Here is a 15,115-nt window from a genome sequence, read left to right as displayed (position 1 = left end):
ATGGTTAAGGTTTATGCCCCGGCTTCCAGTGCCAATATGAGCGTCGGGTTTGATGTACTGGGTGCGGCCGTGACGCCGATTGACGGCAGTCTGCTGGGCGATAACGTATCGGTTGAGGCGGCAGAGCGCTTCAGCCTGCAAAATCTGGGGCGCTTTGCGGACAAGCTGCCGAGCGATCCGCATGAAAACATCGTCTATCAATGCTGGGAGCGCTATTGCCAGGAAATTGGCAAAAATGTTCCAGTGGCGATGACGCTGGAAAAAAATATGCCGATCGGTTCAGGCCTGGGTTCCAGCGCCTGTTCGGTGGTCGCCGCGCTGGTGGCGATGAACGAATTCTGCGGTAAGTTGCTGGATGAAACCCGCATGCTGGCGCTGATGGGCGAGCTGGAAGGGCGGATCTCCGGCAGCGTGCACTACGATAACGTCGCACCGTGCTATCTGGGCGGCATGCAACTGATGATTGAAGAGAACGATATCATCAGCCAGCAGGTGCCGTGCTTCGACGATTGGCTTTGGGTGCTGGCCTATCCGGGGATTAAAGTCTCGACGGCGGAAGCGCGGGCCATTCTGCCAGCGCAGTATCGCCGTCAGGACTGTATCGCTCACGGCCGCCACCTGGCAGGCTTTATTCACGCCTGCTACTCCCGTCAGCCTCAGCTGGCGGCGAAACTGATGAAAGACGTGATTGCTGAGCCTTACCGTACCAAACTGCTGCCAGGCTTTAATGAAGCGCGTCAGGCAGTAGCCGGTATTGGCGCCGTCGCCTGCGGTATCTCCGGTTCCGGGCCAACGCTGTTTGCCCTGTGCGATAAAACGGAAACGGCGCAGCGCGTGGCGGACTGGCTTGGCCAGCATTATCTGCAGAATCAAGAAGGCTTCGTTCATATTTGCCGGCTGGACACAGCGGGCGCACGAGTAGTGGGATAACCGATGAAACTCTATAACTTAAAAGATCACAATGAGCAGGTCAGCTTTGCGCAGGCTGTGACTCAAGGGCTTGGCAAACACCAGGGGCTGTTCTTCCCGCACGACCTGCCGGAATTCAACCTGACTGACATTGATGACCTGTTGACCCAGGACTTCGTCACTCGTAGCGCGAAGATCCTCTCTGCGTTTATCGGTGATGAAATCCCGCAGGCTGAGCTAGCCGCGCGTATCGGCAAGGCATTTACTTTCCCGGCGCCGGTTAACAAGGTGCAGGAAGATGTCGGCTGTCTGGAGCTGTTCCACGGCCCAACGCTGGCGTTTAAAGACTTCGGCGGCCGCTTTATGGCGCAGATGCTGACCCTTATCGCAGGCGACAAGCCGGTGACGATTCTTACCGCTACTTCGGGCGATACCGGTGCGGCCGTGGCGCATGCCTTCTACGGCCTGCCAAACGTCAAAGTGGTTATCCTGTATCCGCGCGGCAAAATCAGCCCGCTGCAGGAAAAACTGTTCTGTACTCTGGGCGGCAATATTGAAACCGTGGCCATTGACGGTGATTTTGATGCCTGCCAGGCGCTGGTCAAACAGGCCTTCGACGACGAAGAGCTGAAGGTCGCGCTGGGCCTGAACTCTGCTAACTCCATCAACATCAGCCGCCTGCTGGCACAGATTTGTTACTACTTCGAAGCGGTGGCACAGCTGCCGCAGGAAGCGCGCAATCAGCTGGTGGTATCCGTACCAAGCGGCAACTTTGGCGACCTGACTGCAGGTCTGCTGGCGAAATCGCTGGGTCTGCCGGTGAAACGCTTTATTGCGGCCACCAACGCCAATGACACTGTGCCGCGCTTCCTGCAGGACGGCAAATGGGCACCGAAGGCCACTCAGGCCACGCTATCGAACGCCATGGACGTCAGCCAGCCTAACAACTGGCCGCGCGTTGAAGAGCTGTTCCGTCGCAAAATCTGGCGTCTGAACGAACTGGGCTATGCGGCGGTGGACGATGAAACCACCAAAGCGACCATGCGCGAACTGAAAGGGCTCGGCTACACTTCTGAGCCACACGCGGCGATTGCCTACCGTGCGCTGCGTGACCAGCTGCAGCCAGGCGAGTACGGCCTGTTCCTCGGCACCGCGCACCCGGCGAAGTTTAAAGAGAGCGTCGAAGAGATTCTGGGCGAAACGCTGCCATTGCCAAAAGCGCTGGCGGATCGCGCTGACCTGCCGCTGTTATCGCACAACCTGCCGGCTGATTATGCCGAGCTGCGTAAGCTGATGATGAGCAAGGCGTAATTTCTCCGTTTCCCCCTTTCTCAGCGAAGGGGGAAATAGGGAGAAATTATGCAGGGATTCGGCAGGGAAAAAGGAGGAATTCCCAATAAATGCGGGGCCTCAGAATATAGGATTGCGGACAATAACAAGCTGGGTTTCGCCGCAGTAAGCTTTGTTTATCGGCCACATTGGCGAATGATGAACAAAGGAGTTACCTATGTTAAAACCTGCGATGTTAGCACTGGCAATGCTATTGGCGGCTCCGGTTATGACACAGGCCGCAGAGATTACTCTGCTGCCGGCAGTGACGCTGCAAATTGGCGACCAGGACAATCACGGCAACTATTGGGATGGTGGACACTGGCGTGACCATAGCTGGTGGAAGGATCACTATGAATGGCGCGACAACCGCTGGCATGCTCATACGCCACCGCCGCCGCACTATGATAACCGTGGGCACGATGATCATCATGGCGATCGCCATGACGGTTGGGATCACAACGATCATGGCCATGGCAACGATCATCGACCGCCACCACCGAATGACCATCACTAGCCTGTAGCCCGGCCGAGCGAAGCGACGCCGGGTTTTTTATACCGCAGCAGCCCCGGCGTCGCTTTGCTCGGCCGGGCGACTTAGTTACTGCTCGTGGCGCTTGAAGATGAGTTCTTCAGCGCTCGAGCTTTCCGCATCGAAGAAATACCCTTCGCTATCAAACCCGGTCAGCTGCTCCGGCTTGCTCAGACGATTTTCAATGATGTACCGGCTCATCAGCCCGCGCGCCTTTTTGGCGTAGAAGCTGATCACCTTAAACTTGCCGTTCTTCTCGTCGAGGAACACCGGCTTGATGATGCGGCCTTCAAGCGCCTTCGGCTTCACCGAGCGGAAATACTCGTCCGAGGCCAGGTTAACCACCACATCATCGCCCTGCGCCTGTAGCGCCGCGTTCAGCGTTTGGGTTATTTCATCGCCCCAGAACTGGTAGAGATCTTTCCCGCGCGGGTTTTCAAAACGAATGCCCATTTCCAGACGATAAGGCTGCATCAGATCCAGCGGGCGCAGCACGCCGTACAGGCCTGAGAGCATCCGCAGATGCTGCTGGGCGAAATCGAAGTCCGCCTCGCTGAAGGTTTCCGCCTGTAGCCCGGTATAGACATCGCCTTTAAACGCCAGTATCGCCTGGCGCGCGTTATCGGGCGTGAAATCCGGGTGCCAGTCGTGGAAGCGGGTGGCGTTGAGGTCGGCCAGCTTGTCGCTAATGCCCATCAGCGCCTTTATCTGCGGTGCGGAGAGCTTGCGCGCTTCGCGAATCAACTGCTGGGAGTGCTCCAGCAACGCGGGCTGGGTAAAGCGCGTGGTGGCAAGCTCGCTTTGATAATCGAGCGTTTTGGCCGGGGAGATCAGAATCAGCATATCCAGTCCTTGCAGAAAATTTCACGCAACTTTAACAAAAAAATGGCGCAACGTGATCGATTGCTGTCATTGGCGCGGCGGTTGATCCCAACTCTCCGGCGCCAGCTGCTGGGCGATTTCCGGATAATAATCAGGGTCAAATACTGGCGTTACGCCGAGCTTACGCTGGCGCAGATAGTCCCGCGCGATAATACGCACCACCGGCGAGAGCAGCAGAATGGCCGTCAGGTTGGTGATGGCCATCAGCGCCATAATCACATCCGCCATTTGCCAGACCACCGGCAGACTCAGCAGGCTCCCCAGCACCACCATCGATAGCGTCGCGATGCGCAGCAGCCAGATTGCCCACGGCTTATCCCAGCGTAAAAAGATCAGGTTGTTTTCGGCGTAGATGTAGTTCGCCACGATAGAGGTGAAGGCGAACAGCATCATCACCACGGCGACAAAGCTGGCGCCCCATTCCCCAACCAGCACGCTCATGGCGTGCTGGATGAGCTGAATACCGTCATAGCTGGTGGTTTTTGTGCCGTGGCCAGCCAGCAGGACCACCATCGCGCTGGCGCTACAGATAACGATGGTATCAATCAGCACGCCAATCATCTGCACAATCCCTTGCGCTGCCGGGTGCGGAGGGAACGATGCGGCAGCAGCGGCGGCATTTGGTGTTGAGCCCATACCTGCTTCGTTGGAGAACATGCTGCGCTGAAAACCGCTGGTGATGGCCTGACTTACGGTGTAGCCTGCCGCCCCGGCCGCCGCTTCCTGCCAGCCAAAGGCGCTGCGGATGATCAGATTGACGATGGAAGGGAGCTCGACAATGTGCCACAGGGTAATCAGTAAACACGTCATCACCCACAGTAGCGCCATGCACGGTACCAGCCACTGGCTAAGCCGTGCGACCCCTTTCAGCCCACGCATAATGACCAGAAGGGCGATGAATGCCATGACCACGCCGGTCACGCCGCCGGGAACATTAAAAGCATATTTCAGCGCATGAGCCGTGGAGTTGGCCTGCACGGTATTAAAGATTAAACCGTAGGCGGCGAGCAGCAGCAGGGAGAAGAGCACGCCCATCCAGCGCATTCCCAACCCGCGTGACATATACCATGCCGGGCCGCCGCGGAACTGTCCTTTGGCGTCGCGCTCTTTGTAGAGTTGGGCAAGTGAGCACTCTGCGAAGCTGCTTGCCATACCGATAATCGCTGCTACCCACATCCAGAACACGGCGCCAGGGCCGCCGATGGTGATAGCCAGCGCGACCCCAGCCAGGTTGCCGCTGCCTACGCGCGCGGCGAGACTGATACACAGAACCTGAAATGAGGTTAGCCCACCTTCACGCGGGGCCAGGCTTCTTTTCAGACTTTTGCTAAACTGACGGATGTAGCGAAACTGGATGTAGCCGGTTCTCCAGGTGAACCAGATGCCGCACCCGAGGAGCAGGTAAATCATTACCGAACCCCACAGTATCTCGCTGATAAAAGACAGGAAATCTGGCATTAAACGTCCTCTTGTCTATGCCGAAACTGATGACTGCTTCCGGGAAGGTCACGTTCCTTCGCACGATTCGATTCAGCCAATGTAAGCGTTACCACAATAAGGGCGGAGAATCTCTACCCGTAAAGTTTGATGCTTCAGTTTATCATACTCTGCGGTCTGGTGATGTCGGCGGTTGCGCTGAGGTCGGGGCGTGATATTATCGAGGCAGACCGGTTACATCCCCCTAACAGCTGTTTAAAGAGAAACACTATCATGACGGATAAATTGACATCTCTGCGTCAGTACACAACCGTAGTGGCTGACACCGGAGACATCGCAGCAATGAAGCTGTATCAGCCTCAGGATGCGACAACCAACCCTTCCCTGATTCTGGGCGCCGCGCAGATCCCTGAATATCGCAAACTGATTGATGATGCGATTGAGTGGGCGCGTAGCCAGAGCAGCGACCGTGCTCAGCAGGTTGTGGATGCTACTGACAAACTGGCCGTCAATATCGGCCTGGAAATTCTGAAGCTGGTCCCTGGCCGTATCTCTACCGAAGTCGACGCGCGTCTGTCCTACGACACCAACGCGTCTATCACCAAAGCGAAACGTCTGATCAAAATGTACAACGATGCTGGCATCAGCAACGATCGTATTCTGATCAAACTGGCTTCTACCTGGCAGGGTATCCGCGCAGCGGAGCAGCTGGAAAAAGAAGGCATCAACTGTAACCTGACGCTGCTGTTCTCCTTCGCTCAGGCGCGTGCTTGTGCTGAAGCTGGCGTGTTCCTGATCTCCCCGTTCGTGGGCCGTATTCTGGATTGGTACAAAGCCAATACTGATAAGAAAGAGTACGCACCAGCGGAAGATCCAGGCGTGGTTTCTGTTAGCGAAATCTACCAGTACTACAAACAGCACGGTTACGAAACCGTCGTTATGGGCGCAAGCTTCCGTAACATCGGTGAAATTCTGGAACTGGCTGGCTGTGACCGCCTGACCATCGCCCCTGCGCTGCTCAAAGAGCTGGCAGAAAGCGAAGGCGCTCTGGAACGTAAACTGACCTACACCGGCGAAGTGAAAGCGCGTCCAGACCGCATCACCGAGTCCGAGTTCCTGTGGCAGCACAACCAGGATCCAATGGCCGTTGATAAACTGGCGGAAGGTATCCGTAAGTTTGCCATCGACCAGGAAAAACTGGAAAAAATGATCGGCGACCTGCTGTAATTCAGCCCGGTAGCATGACAACAGCCCGCTTCTCTAAAGAGATCGGGCTGTTTTTTATTAATGCTGGAGGGTGGGGAGTTCTTCTGCGCTCACACCGGTCATTTCGATGATATCGGCCGCCGGGATTCCTTTTTCGAGCATTGCCCGCGCAATTTTACGCGATGTTTCGCGTTCCCCGGTTTGGATACCCTGCTGTAGACCTTGTTGCATGCCTTGTTGTATTCCTTCGATGCGTCCTTCCTGCTTTAGCTGTTCTGCTAACGTCATGAGTTCGTCTCCATACTGTGGTGCGCGCTGCGCCATTTCATACAGCAATGTGCGGGCATCCTGCGCTTCTCCCGCCTGAAGCATGTAGTTTACCAGCGCAATGACCTGTTGTCCGCTGATGTGGTTTCGAGTTAATAACCCAGCGAGTTTGTCGAGAAACCGCGTGAGATCGCGTTGGCGGATATGCTTCTGAATCAGCGTTAGCGCAGCCATGCTACGGTGGCGCATAATTTCATCATCGGGGATAACCGTGATGTCGACCAACGGAAAATTCTGGCTATAAATACGCGTCGCCAGCACCGGATCGGTAAAGTTATCCAACCAGTTCATGGAGTAGGGATAGGGGCTTTCTCGTCCATGGTAAAACAGAATGGGAATCACCAGCGGTAGCGTTTTATGGCCTGCTTCCAGATGGCGCTGCATGGCGGCAATAGCGTAGCGCATCAGGCGAAAAGCCATATGCTTATCCGACGAGCTTTGATGTTCTATCAGTACATGGATGTAGCCGTCACCGCAGGCGGTTTTTAGTGAGTAGAGCATATCGCTGTAGTAGGGGTGTAAATCTTCTTCGATAAAGCTGCCGGACTCGAGCTTCAGCGTTTGCAAATCGCAGAGCCGCAGCAGCGCGGGAGGAAGATGAATGGCAATAAAATCCCGTGCGGTTTCCATGGTGGAAAGAAATGTTTTAAACACGAGATCGTGCGGCGTAGGTGTCCTGTTTTTTCGCATATCCAACCCTCCGTGGAAACATTTGGCCGGAGTCTGCCACCCTCACTCTTGATACGATAGCGAATCGTTATTTGGTTTTTTCATTTTGCGGCGCGCCTCGGGAAACCCGGTGGATAACCCGTTTGGGGTCTTAGTATTGCCGCCCATTCGCGTGTATTATTCTGCTTAACGCTACAGTTTTAACGGAATAATCATGAACACTTTACGCATTGGCTTAGTTTCTATCTCTGACCGCGCTTCCAGCGGCGTTTATCAAGACAAAGGCATTCCAGCATTGGAAGAGTGGCTGGCATCGGCGCTGACGACCCCTTTTAAGGTGGAAACTCGCCTGATCCCTGATGAACAAACCATTATTGAGCAAACGCTGTGTGAGCTGGTGGATGAGATGAGCTGCCACCTGGTGTTGACCACCGGCGGTACCGGCCCAGCCCGGCGCGATGTGACTCCGGATGCGACTCTGGCGATTGCCGACCGCGTGATGCCGGGCTTTGGCGAACAGATGCGTCAGGTGAGCCTGCACTTTGTCCCGACGGCCATTCTTTCCCGTCAGGTCGGCGTTATCCGTAAGCAGGCGTTGATCCTCAACCTGCCGGGCCAACCGAAAGCCATTCAGGAGACGCTGGAAGGGGTGAAAGACGCTGACGGTAAGGTGCTGGTGAACGGTATCTTTGCAAGTGTACCGTATTGTGTACAGTTGCTGGAGGGGCCTTATATTGAGACGAACAACGATGTCGTAGCAGCATTTCGCCCTAAGAGCGCTCGCCGCGAGACTTTATCCTGAATGTGATGCTTTTCTGACATAACCTATCATTCCTCTGGAGTGCGATAGGGTTTACGGTATAGTCATTTTTGCTTTACACAAATCGTAAACTTATATCAACAGCTCGACTTTGCGAATGGTTTGTTATGTCACATTACACCCGACCTCTGAATCGACAAGACTATAAAACTCTGACGCTGGCGGCATTAGGCGGCGCGCTGGAGTTTTATGACTTCATTATTTTCGTCTTCTTCGCCGCCGTTGTCGGTGAACTCTTCTTCCCGGCCGATATCCCCGAGTGGCTGCGCCAGGTGCAGACCTTTGGCATCTTTGCTGCAGGTTACCTTGCTCGTCCGCTGGGCGGCATTATCATGGCGCATTTTGGCGATCTGGTCGGGCGCAAAAAAATGTTCACCCTTAGCATTCTGCTGATGGCGGTGCCGACGCTGGCGATTGGCCTGCTGCCGACCTTTGCCACTGCAGGTTTGGTTGCGCCGCTGCTGTTGCTGTTGATGCGTATTTTGCAGGGCGCGGCAATCGGTGGGGAAGTGCCGGGGGCATGGGTGTTTGTGGCAGAACATGTACCCGCACGCCGTATCGGCATTGCCTGCGGTACGTTGACGGCTGGGCTGACGGTGGGGATCTTACTGGGCTCGGTGGTGGCGACGCTGATTAATACCCAACTCTCCGCGCAGGCGATTCATGACGGCGGCTGGCGTATTCCGTTCCTGCTGGGGGGTATCTTTGGCCTGGTGGCGATGTATCTGCGCCGCTGGCTGCAGGAAACGCCTATCTTCCTGGAGATGCAGCAGCGTAAAGCGCTGGCGCAGGAGCTACCAATTAAATCCGTTGTCCTCAAGCACAAGCAGGCGGTGGTGGTCTCGATGCTGCTGACCTGGCTGCTGTCGGCGGGCATTGTAGTGGTTATCCTGATGTCGCCAGTCTGGCTGCAAAAGCAGTACGGCATTGCCCCCGCGCTGACCTTACAGGCCAATAGCGTGGCGACGATCATGCTCTGCGTCGGTTGCCTGCTGGCAGGGTTGATTGTCGATCGCGTTGGTGCCAGCAAAACCTTTATGGTTGGCAGCGTCCTGCTGGCCTGCTCAAGTTGGTTCTTCTACCATCTCGCAGGAACGCATCCTGAACAGCTATTCCTGCTCTATGGGTTAGTGGGGCTGTGCGTTGGCGTGGTGGGTGCGGTACCGTACGTCATGGTGCGCGCCTTCCCGGCGGAAGTACGCTTTACCGGGATTTCCTTCTCTTACAACGTCTCCTACGCCATCTTCGGCGGCCTGACGCCGATTGCTGTCACCATGCTGATGGGCGTATCGCCAATGGCGCCAGCCTGGTACGTCCTGGCGCTGTCGTTGATTGGCCTTGGGCTTGGCATCTGGCTGCGTAAAGAGATACCCGCAGAAAACCGTAGCCCGGCCGAGGCGTAAGCCGACGCCTGATGGGGAATCGCGCAGAGGGTGAGGAATCAAGAATCCCAGGAACGGTAGTTTGCAGGCAAAAAAAACGCCGGACAGGCCGGCGTTTTTCAGGATGAGCTGAGGATTAGTGCTTTTCACCGATCGGCAGTACGGTGCGACCGAACTGCTCGTTCAGCACTTCACCCATTGCCAGGTAAATGGCGCTCGCGCCACAGATCAGGCCAACCCAGCCCGCGACATGGATGATCGCTTCGTTGCCGTTGATGTTGCCAATCGCCAGCAGAGCAAACAGCACGGTCAGGCTCAGGAATACGAACTGCAGCATGCGTGCCGCTTTCAGCGTACCGAAGAACATGAACAGCGTGAACACGCCCCACAGACCCAGGTAGGCGCCGAGGAACTGTGCGTTAGGGGCGTCAGACAGACCCATCTTCGGCAGCAGCAGAATAGCGACCAGCGTCAGCCAGAAAGAGCCGTAGGAAGTGAATGCGGTCAGACCGAAAGTATTCCCTTTTTTGTATTCCAGCAGGCCCGCGAAAATCTGCGCGATACCGCCGTAAAAAATACCCATTGCGAGAATAATACCGTCGAAAGCAAAGAAACCCGCATTATGCAGGTTCAACAGAATGGTGGTCATGCCGAAGCCCATCAGGCCCAGCGGTGCCGGGTTAGCCAACTTAGTGTTGCCCATAATTCCTCAAATCATCATTGAATGGTGAAGTTCTCTCCCCAAATTAGGGGGCGCGGCATCATAATCATGGGTAAACCCGCTGTCTATGATCTGAACGGGTGAAAATGAAATATTTTCTCCCCGAGAGGGCGATTAACCGGCGCGTTGCAGTGCGGCTCTGGCAATAATTCGACGCAAACAGGCAATGCGCAGCACTGCCGGAATGGTGACGCGATAGGCGCTACCGCTGACGGCCTTCACCCCGTTTACCGCAGCACCCACCGGGCCGCCCAGGCCTGCGCCGCGCATCAGACCGTGACCAATGACGCTAACGGCAGCATGCTTGTGCAGAATATGGCTCAATTGATCGCCCAGCAGATGCTCAATACCGTGGTCCAGACGATGGTGGTCAATTAAGTGCGGCAGCAGGGCTTCCAGCTCCATCACCTTCAGCTCAACGGCGGTATGAAAACGGGCTTTCTGCTCATCACTCATACGCTTCCAGGCGCTGCGAACAAACTGCTCCAGCAGCAGTTTTTCGATGGCTGGCGTCGGAATCGCCTTGTCGGTTTTGAGCCCCAGACGCTTTGCCACATCGCGCAGAATTTCGCGATACAACTTGCCGTGGCCGCGAATCTGGTTGGCGATGCTGTCGCCGCCAAAATGCTGGAACTCGCCAGCAATCAGCTGCCAGTTACGGCGATGCTGCTCCGGGTGTCCGTCCATCGACATATAGAGTTCGTTGTGCAGCAGGGTGCTGGACAGGCGACGTTTGCCTTTTTCGTTGTGCGTTAGCAGCTGGGCAAAATTGGCCAGTTGCTCTTCGCTGCAGTGCTGGAGAAAAACGAGGTCTTCATCATTCAGATAGGAAACTTTCATTAGGGGTATCGCTTCTCGAAGATTCGCTTAGTCGTCGCCGATGATTTTTAAAGAGGCCATATCGGAGGAGTTCACGGTATGCCCGGAGAAGGTGATTTTTGAGACGCAGCGTTTGTTATCGTTATCGCTGTTGATATTGATCCAATCGGTGGTCACGCCCTCTTTCAGCGACGACGGTACGTTCAGGCTCTGGCTGCTGCTGCGGGCGGCTTTGAAGTAGACGGAGGCGCCGCTGAGTTCAGCGTCACCACGATCGACGGTGAGTTGGATACGTTTGACGACGCGGCAAACCGGCAGCTTCAGCGTCAGATCGTTGGTTTCATTACGAGGTAAAGCGATGACGCCCAGGGTTTTGTGATCGTTCGCGTAGGCGGAAGAGGCCAGCATCAGGCCGAAAGCCAGGCTTGCAGAGACATTTAATACGGTTTTCATTTTATTCCTTACCGGAGAGACCTTTTAACAACCTCAAATATAGGGGGCGGATTTTATCCCTCTCCGATATGGCTTTCAGTGCTCAATCATTTCAACTTATGACAGCAATTAACTGAATATATTGGTATTTTTATATATTAAGCGTGAATGAGTTTTATCGAATTAATCTCACTTTTTCCGCAATAAAACCGCACTGAATGAAAAAATTTTACTGCTGCCCCTTGATGGATGACGTTGCGACCCCATCTTGTAGTCAACCGCAGTGAGTGAGTCTGAAAAAAAACGATTCAGGGCAGTTGAAACCGCAGGTTTCGCCCTTATTACAGATTCACAACCACATGTTGACTGAATTTTTAGTGGAGACGTTTAGATGGGTAAAATTATTGGTATCGACCTGGGTACTACCAACTCTTGTGTAGCGATTATGGATGGCACTACCGCTCGCGTTCTGGAGAACGCCGAAGGCGACCGCACCACGCCTTCTATCATTGCTTATACCCAGGATGGTGAAACTCTGGTTGGTCAGCCGGCTAAACGTCAGGCAGTGACAAACCCGCAAAACACCCTGTTTGCGATTAAACGCCTGATTGGCCGCCGCTTCCAGGACGAAGAAGTTCAGCGTGACGTTTCTATCATGCCTTACAAAATTGTTGCCGCAGACAATGGCGACGCATGGCTTGATGTGAAAGGCACCAAAACTGCACCACCGCAGATCTCTGCTGAAGTGCTGAAGAAAATGAAGAAAACCGCTGAAGATTACCTGGGTGAGCCGGTAACTGAAGCTGTGATCACCGTACCTGCATACTTCAACGATGCTCAGCGTCAGGCAACCAAAGATGCTGGCCGTATCGCAGGTCTGGAAGTCAAACGTATCATCAACGAACCAACCGCTGCTGCGCTGGCTTACGGTCTGGATAAAGAAGTCGGCAACCGCACTATCGCGGTATACGACCTCGGTGGTGGTACCTTCGATATTTCCGTTATCGAAATCGACGAAGTTGATGGCGAAAAAACCTTTGAAGTTCTGGCGACCAACGGTGATACCCACCTGGGTGGTGAAGACTTCGATACTCGTCTGATCAACTACCTCGTTGACGAGTTTAAGAAAGATCAGGGCATCGACCTGCGTAACGACCCGCTGGCGATGCAGCGCCTGAAAGAAGCCGCTGAGAAAGCGAAGATTGAACTGTCTTCCGCTCAGCAGACCGACGTGAACCTGCCGTACATCACCGCAGACGCGACCGGTCCTAAACACATGAACATCAAAGTGACCCGTGCGAAACTGGAAAGCCTGGTAGAAGACCTGGTTAACCGTTCTATCGAGCCGCTGAAAGTTGCGCTGCAGGATGCTGGCCTGTCCGTATCCGATATCCAGGACGTTATCCTGGTCGGTGGTCAGACTCGTATGCCAATGGTGCAGAAGAAAGTTGCTGAGTTCTTCGGTAAAGAACCGCGTAAAGACGTTAACCCGGACGAAGCTGTTGCTATCGGTGCAGCGGTTCAGGGCGGTGTTCTGACCGGTGAAGTAAAAGACGTGCTGCTGCTGGACGTTACCCCGCTGTCTCTGGGTATCGAAACCATGGGCGGTGTGATGACTGCGCTCATCAACAAAAACACCACCATTCCAACTAAGCACAGCCAGGTGTTCTCTACCGCTGAAGACAACCAGTCTGCGGTAACCATCCATGTGATTCAGGGTGAGCGTAAACGTGCATCCGATAACAAATCACTGGGTCAGTTCAACCTGGACGGTATCAGCCCAGCACCGCGCGGCATGCCGCAGATCGAAGTCACCTTCGATATCGATGCTGATGGTATCCTGCACGTTTCCGCGAAAGACAAAAACAGCGGTAAAGAGCAGAAGATCACCATTAAGGCTTCTTCCGGTCTGAACGAAGAAGAAATTCAGAAAATGGTTCGTGAAGCTGAAGCGAACGCCGAAGCTGACCGTAAGTTTGAAGAGCTGGTCCAGACCCGTAACCAGGGTGACCATCTGCTGCACAGCACCCGTAAGCAGGTTGAAGAAGCAGGCGAACAGCTGCCAGCTGACGACAAAACTGCCATCGAGTCTGCGCTGACCGCGCTGGAAGCGTCTCTGAAAGGCGAAGACAAAGCGGACATCGAAGCGAAAATGCAGGCGCTGGCGCAGGTTTCCCAGAAACTGATGGAAATCGCTCAGCAGCAGCACGCACAGCAGCAGGCGGGTGCCGCAGGCGCTGACGCTTCCGCGAACAATGCGAAAGACGACGACGTTGTTGACGCTGAGTTCGAAGAAGTGAAAGACAAAAAATAATCGCCCTGATGCAGGGTAATTAATCAGCACGGGCGAAGAGGGTTTCCTCTCCGCCCGTGCTCGCATGTTAAGGGGCTGAAAAAAACCAATGGCAAAGCAAGACTATTACGAGATTTTGGGCGTTTCCAAAACAGCGGAAGAGCGTGAAATCAAAAAGGCGTACAAGCGCCTGGCCATGAAATTCCACCCGGACCGCAATCAGGGTGATAAAGAGGCCGAAGCCAAGTTTAAAGAGATCAAAGAAGCGTACGAGATCCTGACCGACGCGCAGAAGCGTGCGGCCTACGATCAGTACGGACATGCGGCCTTTGAACAGGGCGGTATGGGTGGCGGCGGTGCAGGTGGTTTCGGCGGCGGCGCGGACTTCAGCGATATCTTTGGTGACGTATTCGGCGATATCTTCGGTGGTGGTCGTGGTCGCCAGCGCGCGTCCCGTGGCGCGGATCTGCGCTACAACATGGATCTGACGCTGGAAGAAGCGGTTCGTGGTGTGACCAAAGAGATCCGCATCCCGACGCTTGAAGAGTGCGACATCTGCCACGGCAGCGGCGCTAAAGCGGGCTCGCAACCGCAGACCTGTCCAACCTGTCATGGCTCCGGCCAGGTGCAGATGCGTCAGGGCTTCTTCGCCGTACAGCAGACCTGTCCGCACTGCCAGGGGCGCGGTACGCTGATTAAAGATCCGTGCAACAAATGTCACGGCCACGGTCGCGTTGAGAAAACCAAAACCCTGTCCGTTAAAATTCCGGCAGGCGTGGATACCGGCGATCGCATTCGTCTGACTGGCGAAGGTGAAGCAGGCGAGCACGGCGCACCGGCAGGCGATCTGTACGTTCAGGTGCAGGTGAAGCAGCACGCTATCTTTGAGCGTGAAGGCAACAACCTGTATTGCGAAGTGCCGATTAACTTCTCTATGGCTGCCCTGGGCGGCGAGATTGAAGTCCCGACGCTCGACGGTCGTGTGAAGCTGAAAATTCCAGGCGAAACGCAAACCGGCAAACTGTTCCGTATGCGCGGCAAGGGCGTTAAATCCGTTCGCGGTGGCGTGCAGGGCGACCTGCTTTGCCGTGTGGTGGTAGAAACCCCGGTCGGCCTGAACGAGAAGCAGAAACAGCTGTTGAAAGACCTGCAGGAAAGCTTCGGCGGTCCAACCGGCGAGAACAACAGTCCGCGTTCGAAAAGCTTTTTCGACGGCGTGAAGAAGTTCTTTGACGATTTGACCCGCTAACCCTTCGCCCCCTCGGGCGAGTGCGGACCAGACAAAAACCCGAAGCTTTCCGCTTCGGGTTTTTTATTGTTCGGCTAAACTGAATTATCATCCAGTTATAATCTGATT

14 protein-coding genes are annotated in these 15,115 nt (G+C 54.9%); 8 read left to right on the top strand and 6 right to left on the bottom strand.

Going from position 1 to position 15,115, the window contains the following annotated elements; genetic code table 11:
* The 3 genes from thrB to V6944_RS12570 all read left to right on the top strand — a co-directional run bounded on the left by thrB (position 1) and on the right by V6944_RS12570 (position 2,755).
* Positions 1–930, top strand: a complete 930-nt coding sequence (thrB, locus tag V6944_RS12580) for a homoserine kinase (RefSeq protein WP_333499196.1) — start codon at positions 1–3, stop codon at positions 928–930.
* Positions 931–933: 3 nt separating this feature from the next.
* On the top strand, positions 934–2,220 hold the full coding sequence (thrC, locus tag V6944_RS12575) for a threonine synthase (RefSeq protein WP_333499195.1): 1,287 nt from the start codon (positions 934–936) through the stop codon (positions 2,218–2,220).
* A gap of 196 nt (positions 2,221–2,416) precedes the next feature.
* A complete protein-coding gene (locus tag V6944_RS12570) occupies positions 2,417–2,755 on the top strand; it encodes a DUF2502 domain-containing protein (protein ID WP_333499194.1) in 339 nt (112 codons plus the stop codon).
* Between the two features lie 84 nt (positions 2,756–2,839).
* Here the strand turns inward: V6944_RS12570 and yaaA are convergent, their stop codons facing one another.
* Together yaaA and V6944_RS12560 are read right to left on the bottom strand one after the other, a co-directional pair.
* Positions 2,840–3,613: a peroxide stress protein YaaA gene (gene yaaA, locus V6944_RS12565; protein WP_333499193.1), complete on the bottom strand. Its 774-nt coding sequence runs from the start codon at positions 3,611–3,613 to the stop codon at positions 2,840–2,842.
* A 66-nt stretch (positions 3,614–3,679) separates the two neighbouring features.
* On the bottom strand, positions 3,680–5,110 hold the full coding sequence (locus V6944_RS12560; RefSeq protein WP_333499192.1) for an alanine/glycine:cation symporter family protein: 1,431 nt from the start codon (positions 5,108–5,110) through the stop codon (positions 3,680–3,682).
* A 252-nt stretch (positions 5,111–5,362) separates the two neighbouring features.
* Here V6944_RS12560 and tal point away from each other — a divergent pair, with 252 nt between their 5' ends.
* Positions 5,363–6,316, top strand: coding sequence for a transaldolase (tal, locus tag V6944_RS12555; RefSeq protein ID WP_333499191.1), 954 nt, complete (start codon positions 5,363–5,365; stop codon positions 6,314–6,316).
* A 57-nt stretch (positions 6,317–6,373) separates the two neighbouring features.
* On the opposite strand, the gene V6944_RS12550 is transcribed toward tal, so the two are convergent.
* Positions 6,374–7,312, bottom strand: a complete 939-nt coding sequence (locus tag V6944_RS12550; protein ID WP_333499190.1) for an Rpn family recombination-promoting nuclease/putative transposase — start codon at positions 7,310–7,312, stop codon at positions 6,374–6,376.
* Positions 7,313–7,505: 193 nt separating this feature from the next.
* Here V6944_RS12550 and mog point away from each other — a divergent pair, with 193 nt between their 5' ends.
* Positions 7,506–8,093: a molybdopterin adenylyltransferase gene (gene mog, locus V6944_RS12545; protein WP_333499189.1), complete on the top strand. Its 588-nt coding sequence runs from the start codon at positions 7,506–7,508 to the stop codon at positions 8,091–8,093.
* A 125-nt stretch (positions 8,094–8,218) separates the two neighbouring features.
* The gene (locus V6944_RS12540) at positions 8,219–9,514 is read left to right on the top strand and encodes an MFS transporter (RefSeq protein WP_333499188.1); all 1,296 of its coding nucleotides are present in this window, start codon (positions 8,219–8,221) and stop codon (positions 9,512–9,514) included.
* Between the two features lie 115 nt (positions 9,515–9,629).
* Here V6944_RS12540 and satP read toward each other — a convergent pair whose 3' ends face one another.
* The 3 genes from satP to V6944_RS12525 all read right to left on the bottom strand — a co-directional run bounded on the left by satP (position 9,630) and on the right by V6944_RS12525 (position 11,486).
* Positions 9,630–10,196: an acetate uptake transporter gene (gene satP, locus V6944_RS12535; RefSeq protein WP_202216527.1), complete on the bottom strand. Its 567-nt coding sequence runs from the start codon at positions 10,194–10,196 to the stop codon at positions 9,630–9,632.
* A 132-nt stretch (positions 10,197–10,328) separates the two neighbouring features.
* Positions 10,329–11,054, bottom strand: a complete 726-nt coding sequence (gene msyB / locus V6944_RS12530) for an acidic protein MsyB (protein WP_333499187.1) — start codon at positions 11,052–11,054, stop codon at positions 10,329–10,331.
* 27 nt (positions 11,055–11,081) lie between these two features.
* Positions 11,082–11,486 (bottom strand): DUF2541 family protein, encoded by a 405-nt coding sequence (locus V6944_RS12525; RefSeq protein ID WP_333499186.1) that lies wholly within the window; start codon positions 11,484–11,486, stop codon positions 11,082–11,084.
* Positions 11,487–11,856: 370 nt separating this feature from the next.
* Here V6944_RS12525 and dnaK point away from each other — a divergent pair, with 370 nt between their 5' ends.
* The gene (dnaK, locus tag V6944_RS12520) at positions 11,857–13,779 is read left to right on the top strand and encodes a molecular chaperone DnaK (RefSeq protein ID WP_035896220.1); all 1,923 of its coding nucleotides are present in this window, start codon (positions 11,857–11,859) and stop codon (positions 13,777–13,779) included.
* An 88-nt stretch (positions 13,780–13,867) separates the two neighbouring features.
* The gene (dnaJ, locus tag V6944_RS12515) at positions 13,868–15,007 is read left to right on the top strand and encodes a molecular chaperone DnaJ (protein ID WP_185668290.1); all 1,140 of its coding nucleotides are present in this window, start codon (positions 13,868–13,870) and stop codon (positions 15,005–15,007) included.
* Positions 15,008–15,115 lie beyond the last annotated feature (108 nt).

The organism is Kluyvera sp. CHPC 1.2972 (genome assembly GCF_036759925.1).
Taxonomy (GTDB): domain Bacteria; phylum Pseudomonadota; class Gammaproteobacteria; order Enterobacterales; family Enterobacteriaceae; genus Kluyvera.
Note: the sequence above shows the minus strand (reverse complement) of the source record. Positions and strands in the feature narration are given on the sequence as shown.

Bases quoted from the DNA above. Each gene is read 5' to 3' on its own strand.
- thrB (WP_333499196.1), top strand. From the start codon at position 1: ATGGTTAAGGTTTATGCCCCGGCTTCCAGTGCCAATATGAGCGTCGGG.
- thrC (WP_333499195.1), top strand. From the start codon at position 934: ATGAAACTCTATAACTTAAAAGATCACAATGAGCAGGTCAGCTTTGCG.
- V6944_RS12570 (WP_333499194.1), top strand. From the start codon at position 2,417: ATGTTAAAACCTGCGATGTTAGCACTGGCAATGCTATTGGCGGCTCCG.
- yaaA (WP_333499193.1), bottom strand. From the start codon at position 3,613: ATGCTGATTCTGATCTCCCCGGCCAAAACGCTCGATTATCAAAGCGAG.
- V6944_RS12560 (WP_333499192.1), bottom strand. From the start codon at position 5,110: ATGCCAGATTTCCTGTCTTTTATCAGCGAGATACTGTGGGGTTCGGTA.
- tal (WP_333499191.1), top strand. From the start codon at position 5,363: ATGACGGATAAATTGACATCTCTGCGTCAGTACACAACCGTAGTGGCT.
- V6944_RS12550 (WP_333499190.1), bottom strand. From the start codon at position 7,312: ATGCGAAAAAACAGGACACCTACGCCGCACGATCTCGTGTTTAAAACA.
- mog (WP_333499189.1), top strand. From the start codon at position 7,506: ATGAACACTTTACGCATTGGCTTAGTTTCTATCTCTGACCGCGCTTCC.
- V6944_RS12540 (WP_333499188.1), top strand. From the start codon at position 8,219: ATGTCACATTACACCCGACCTCTGAATCGACAAGACTATAAAACTCTG.
- satP (WP_202216527.1), bottom strand. From the start codon at position 10,196: ATGGGCAACACTAAGTTGGCTAACCCGGCACCGCTGGGCCTGATGGGC.
- msyB (WP_333499187.1), bottom strand. From the start codon at position 11,054: ATGAAAGTTTCCTATCTGAATGATGAAGACCTCGTTTTTCTCCAGCAC.
- V6944_RS12525 (WP_333499186.1), bottom strand. From the start codon at position 11,486: ATGAAAACCGTATTAAATGTCTCTGCAAGCCTGGCTTTCGGCCTGATG.
- dnaK (WP_035896220.1), top strand. From the start codon at position 11,857: ATGGGTAAAATTATTGGTATCGACCTGGGTACTACCAACTCTTGTGTA.
- dnaJ (WP_185668290.1), top strand. From the start codon at position 13,868: ATGGCAAAGCAAGACTATTACGAGATTTTGGGCGTTTCCAAAACAGCG.